The 4,725-nt window shown below is 65.8% G+C and carries 6 protein-coding genes; 2 read left to right on the top strand and 4 right to left on the bottom strand.

What is annotated here, in order from left to right; genetic code table 11:
- The 4 genes from recA to WAN71_RS18155 all read right to left on the bottom strand — a co-directional run.
- Positions 1-1,455, bottom strand: a 1,455-nt coding sequence (recA, locus tag WAN71_RS18170; protein ID WP_422226667.1) for an intein-containing recombinase RecA, incomplete at its 3' end; no start/stop codon positions are given.
- Positions 1,456-1,637: 182 nt separating this feature from the next.
- The gene (gene msrA, locus WAN71_RS18165; RefSeq protein ID WP_422226666.1) at positions 1,638-2,339 is read right to left on the bottom strand and encodes a peptide-methionine (S)-S-oxide reductase MsrA; all 702 of its coding nucleotides are present in this window, start codon (positions 2,337-2,339) and stop codon (positions 1,638-1,640) included.
- Between the two features lie 114 nt (positions 2,340-2,453).
- Positions 2,454-2,648 carry a DUF3046 domain-containing protein gene (locus WAN71_RS18160; RefSeq protein WP_422226665.1) on the bottom strand — a complete coding sequence of 65 codons (195 nt, stop codon included), beginning with the start codon at positions 2,646-2,648 and terminating at the stop codon, positions 2,454-2,456.
- A gap of 10 nt (positions 2,649-2,658) precedes the next feature.
- Positions 2,659-3,831, bottom strand: coding sequence for a glycosyltransferase (locus tag WAN71_RS18155; protein ID WP_422226664.1), 1,173 nt, complete (start codon positions 3,829-3,831; stop codon positions 2,659-2,661).
- A 53-nt stretch (positions 3,832-3,884) separates the two neighbouring features.
- Between WAN71_RS18155 and WAN71_RS18150 the strand changes: the two genes are divergently transcribed.
- Positions 3,885-4,307: a limonene-1,2-epoxide hydrolase family protein gene (locus WAN71_RS18150; RefSeq protein WP_422226663.1), complete on the top strand. Its 423-nt coding sequence runs from the start codon at positions 3,885-3,887 to the stop codon at positions 4,305-4,307.
- A gap of 2 nt (positions 4,308-4,309) precedes the next feature.
- Positions 4,310-4,717 (top strand): DUF5313 domain-containing protein, encoded by a 408-nt coding sequence (locus WAN71_RS18145; RefSeq protein ID WP_422226662.1) that lies wholly within the window; start codon positions 4,310-4,312, stop codon positions 4,715-4,717.
- The last annotated feature ends 8 nt before the right edge of the window (positions 4,718-4,725 follow it).

The following is a 4,725-nucleotide window of genomic DNA, read 5'->3' as shown; positions in this document are numbered from 1 at the left end:
GTAACCGACCCGAAGCGCTCCGGTCTGTTCCCGGCTCACCCAGCCGTCACTCTCGAGCAGGCCGAAGAGCAGATTGCCGACAATATCGGCCGCGATATCGGGCTCGAAGAACCAGTTCGGAATCGTCTTCTCCCATGCGAGCTTGCCGTAGATACCGGCCTGCCGACAAAGGTCTAGAACACCGTTGCACTCGCCAGGTCGATGAGCGATCGCAATTGACATACGCCCCTGCGGATGGGCCGCACACCCGAGCGTCGCAGCGATTCGCGTCACGTCATCAATGAGCGCCTGCTGAACATTGATGAAGTTGACCGGAGTCTTACCTCCCACGTAGCCATCTCCGATCAGATAGCCAAGTAGCCGTGCGTGATCCGCCGAAATCGGCGCGCCGTCACCGAATCCATCGAAGCGCCGCGGTTGCGCCACCCGGTCTCCCTTGCGAAGTTCCCCGGCCTGACGCCAGCCGTACTCTGTCAGCACCTTGTGATCGGACGTCGCCCACACGGTTGCGCCACCCGCGATCCGCAACCCGATCACATCCTGCGTTCCCTGGTCGAACCAGGACACCACGGGCCGCGCATGCAGCGTTCCGTCCTTGGCCGCAGCCACAACATGAATTTGCTTCCGCCCATCGACAACATCTTCAATGCGATGCGTCGTACCGGTGACCGGATCGAAGATCCGAGTGCCCTCGGCGAGGCACTTGTTCTTGACGACCTTGGCCCGAGTGCGATTACCGACTGCGTCGGTGCCGTCCTTGAGCGTCTCAATTCGTCTGACGTCTAGGCGAACCGAGGCGTAGAACTTCAAAGCTTTTCCGCCTGTTGTAGTTTCAGGTGAGCCGAACATCACACCGATTTTTTCGCGCAGCTGGTTGATGAAGATCGCCGTGGTACCCGAATTGCTCAGCGCCCCGGTTATTTTCCGCAGCGCCTGACTCATCAGCCGGGCCTGTAGGCCGACGTGGCTGTCGCCCATCTCACCTTCGATTTCCGCCCGCGGCACTAGTGCGGCCACCGAGTCGACGACCAGAAGGTCCAGCGCCCCGGAGCGGATCAGCATGTCGGCGATCTCTAGTGCCTGCTCACCGGTGTCGGGCTGGGACACCAGCAGCGAATCGGTGTCGACACCCAGCTTCTTGGCGTAGTCGGGGTCCAGGGCATGCTCGGCGTCGATGAACGCCGCGATGCCGCCGGCGGCCTGGGCGTTGGCCACCGCGTGCAAGGCAACGGTGGTCTTACCCGAGGACTCCGGACCGTAGATCTCCACGATCCGGCCGCGCGGCAGGCCGCCGATGCCGAGGGCGACGTCCAGTGCGATCGACCCGGTCGGGATGATCGAGATGGGCTGACGCACCTCGTCGCCGAGGCGCATCACCGCGCCTTTGCCGTGACTCTTCTCGATCTGGGCCATCGCCAGTTCGAGAGCTTTCTCGCGGTCAGGGGCTTGCGTCATGGTGCTACCTCTCGGTGTAGTCGGTGTTCGATTGACCGGTCTCGGTCAGTTGGCCGTGACGTTAGAGACAGGGTCTGACAAATGGCCTGACCAGCATCTGACCGTCGAACACCGACCACATTAGCGAACATGTGTTCGATGACAAGTAGGCGCGCCGTATTGCCGGCGAGAAGCAGCGCCGGCTAGCCGCGGTATAGGTCCGGGAACGTCGACCTGAGCGCGTCCAACTTGGGCAAGTCGTTTTGGACGATGTACGGGTTGTTCGGATTCAAGTCGAAGAAGTCCTGGTGGTAGGCCTCCGCAGGGAAGAACTGGGCTGCCGACGACACGCTGGTGACGATCGGCGCGGGGAAGGCGCCCGCCTGGTTCAGCTGGGCGATGTAGGCATTCGCAATGTTCCGTTGCGTCCCGTCCTGAGCAAAGATCACCGAACGGTACGAAGGGCCCACGTCGGGTCCCTGACGGTTGAGTTCGGTCGGATCATGCACGACGGCGAAAAAGATCTGCAGCAGCTGGCCGTAGGTGACCTGACTCGGGTCATAGGTGATGCGCACCGTCTCGGCGTGCCCGGTGGTCTCGGTGGTGACTGCCTCGTAGTTAGCTGTCGCCGCGTCGCCTCCCGCGTACCCGGACTCGGCCGCGTTCACCCCTTTGACGTGCTGGTAAACGCCCTGCACACCCCAGAAGCAGCCACCGGCAAGGACCGCGGTCTCGACGTTGGGGCGCCCCGTCGCCGGTTCGTCGACCGCAGGTGCGGGAATTGCGCTCGACGCGCTCGCGGGCGGCATCACGGGAGATCGGACCAGGAACACCGCCGCGGCGAGTCCCACCAGTGCCAGCCCAGCCGCCAGGATCGCTCGCCAACGAAAAGTCGCAGGATTCATGCCAGCCTCCGCATTCCGTTGCACACGATTGAGCACACCTTCTACACGTAATACACCCTGTATAAAGTTCGCGCGGGATGTTGCTGCTGGGCAGCTTCGGGCCCGACGCTTATTTCACCACTGTTCGCGGGGAACGTCGAAGTCGACGCACAGCGCCCGCCACACGTCGCGCGGGTCCACGCCGTCCTCGATCGCCTGCGCACCGGTGCGGCCATCGAAGTTGGTCAGCACGTGATCGGTCAGCACCGAGGTGCCGTAGGTGGCACCGAAACGCAAGGTGACCCGTTCGTGAAACTCCGTCAGCCGCACGCCACCGAACCTACCTAGCGGGCGCGAGCGCATCGTGGCACACCCGTACCGGGTCGGCGACCTCGGCAACGCTGGCCGCGGCACGCTGGGCAGCTTCCCGGAAGGTCGGCGTCGAGAGCACCTCATCGACGGCCCTCACCAACGCCTCGGCGGTCAACGGCCGAACCAGCCGCCCACTGCCCTGGCGCACCACCCGGTTGGCGATCTCCCACTGATCCCCGCCGCCGGGAACCATCACCAGCGGAACACCGGCCAGCAGTGTCTTGGCCACCATTCCGTGCCCGCCGCCGCAGATCGCCAGGTCGGCATGCGCCAGCAGTTCGTCTTGGCGTCCCAGCCCGGCCACCGCCCACGGCGGCACGGTCAGATCCGGACCGTTGAGCCGCGACACCACTACCCGCGCACCGGCGGGTAAACCGGTTCCGGGCACCAAGCTGTCCAGGGCGGTCTGGGCCATCCCGTGCGTCCCGGTCAATGCCGTCGACGGCGCGACGACCACGACCGGCCCGGAGCCGGGTGGGATCGGCAGCGGTTGCTCGGTCGGCTCGAAGTGCAGCGGACCTACCAGGACGGCTTCGGCCGGCCAGTCCGGACGCGGCACCTCCAGGGCGGGCAGTGTGGCGATCAGCCGCCGCAGCGGCCCGGGATCGCTGGCCGGCAAACCGATCCCGACGCGGACCTCCGCCCGCTGGCGGAGACCGGCGCGCCAGGATCGCGCGGTCATCGCCCGCATCGCGGCGTCACGCAGTCGGCCCGTGATGCCGGTGCCGGGCGCCAGCCCGCTACCCAGCGGCGGCAGCCCTTTCGACGGCAGGTACAGCGGATGCGGGTTCAGTTCGATCCACGGGATGCCCAGCAGTTCGGCGGACATCCCGCCGCAGGCCGTGATGACATCCGACACCACGAGGTCGGGCGCCAGCTCCCGTAGCTGCGGAAGATTGAGCACCGCCATCCGCGCGGCGCGCTGGTGGATCTTGGCGCCGGCGTCACGGTCGTCGTCGTCGGTGGTGGGGTCCAGCCCGGCCAGTTCGACGGCGTCGACGCCGGCGGCGCGGGCGGTTTCGAGCCATTCGGTACCGGTGAGCAGCGTCGGGGTGTCGCCGGCTGCCGAGAAACGTCGGCATAGCGCGATCGCCGGAAACGAGTGACCGGGGTCAGGTCCAGCGACCACGGCGACGCGCATCGCCCTACCCTGCCACAGCACCGGGTCGCTCGAATCGCCGTAGGCTGGTGATTATGACCGAGCAGACTCTCGAGAACACCCGCACAGTCGAACGGTTCCTCTACGCGCTCCAGGACGCAGACCTCGACGCGGCCGGCACGTTGTTGGCCGAGGACCTGGTGTACCAGAACGTCGGGTTACCGACCATCCACGGGCGCAACAGGACGATCAAGCTCTTCAGCTCGTTGGGAGCTGCCAGCGCGTTCGAGGTGAAGATCCACCGCATCGCCGCCGACGGTGCCGCTGTGCTCACCGAACGCACCGACGCGCTGATCTTCGGCCCGCTGCGGCTGCAGTTCTGGGTCTGCGGTGTGTTCGAGGTCCACGACGGCCAGATCGCGTTGTGGCGGGACTATTTCGACTTCTTCGACATGTTCAAGGCGACGCTACGGGGCCTGGCCGGGTTGGTGGTGCCGTCGCTGCGGGCGACGTTGTGAGCATGCGCACCCGGCCGAGCACGCTGCAGTATGTCCGCTACTGCTACGGCGGGCAGCTTCCCGATTCGATGCGGGAGTGGGTGCGCAACGATCTGGCCGGCAAGGGCGCCGCCGCGCGGATGATGATCCGCGTCGCCATTCCGGCGGTAGTGGTGCTCGCGCCGTTTTGGCTGATCCCCGCGACGCTGGACGTCCACCTGAGCATGACGCTGCCGATCCTGATCCCGTTCGTGTATTTCTCGCACGCGCTCAACAAGGTGTGGCGCCGCCACATGCTGCAGGTGCACAATCTCGACCCCGACCTGGTCGACGAACGCCGTCGTCGGCGTGATGCCCACATCCACCAGGCTTATATCGAGCGCTATGGGCCCCGCCCAGAGTCGGCGCCGCCGCACAGCCCGGACATTTAGCCCCCGCC

The sequence above is a fragment of the Mycobacterium sp. genome (assembly GCF_049280035.1).
Classification (GTDB): Bacteria; Actinomycetota; Actinomycetes; order Mycobacteriales; family Mycobacteriaceae; genus Mycobacterium.
Note: the sequence above shows the minus strand (reverse complement) of the source record. Positions and strands in the feature narration are given on the sequence as shown.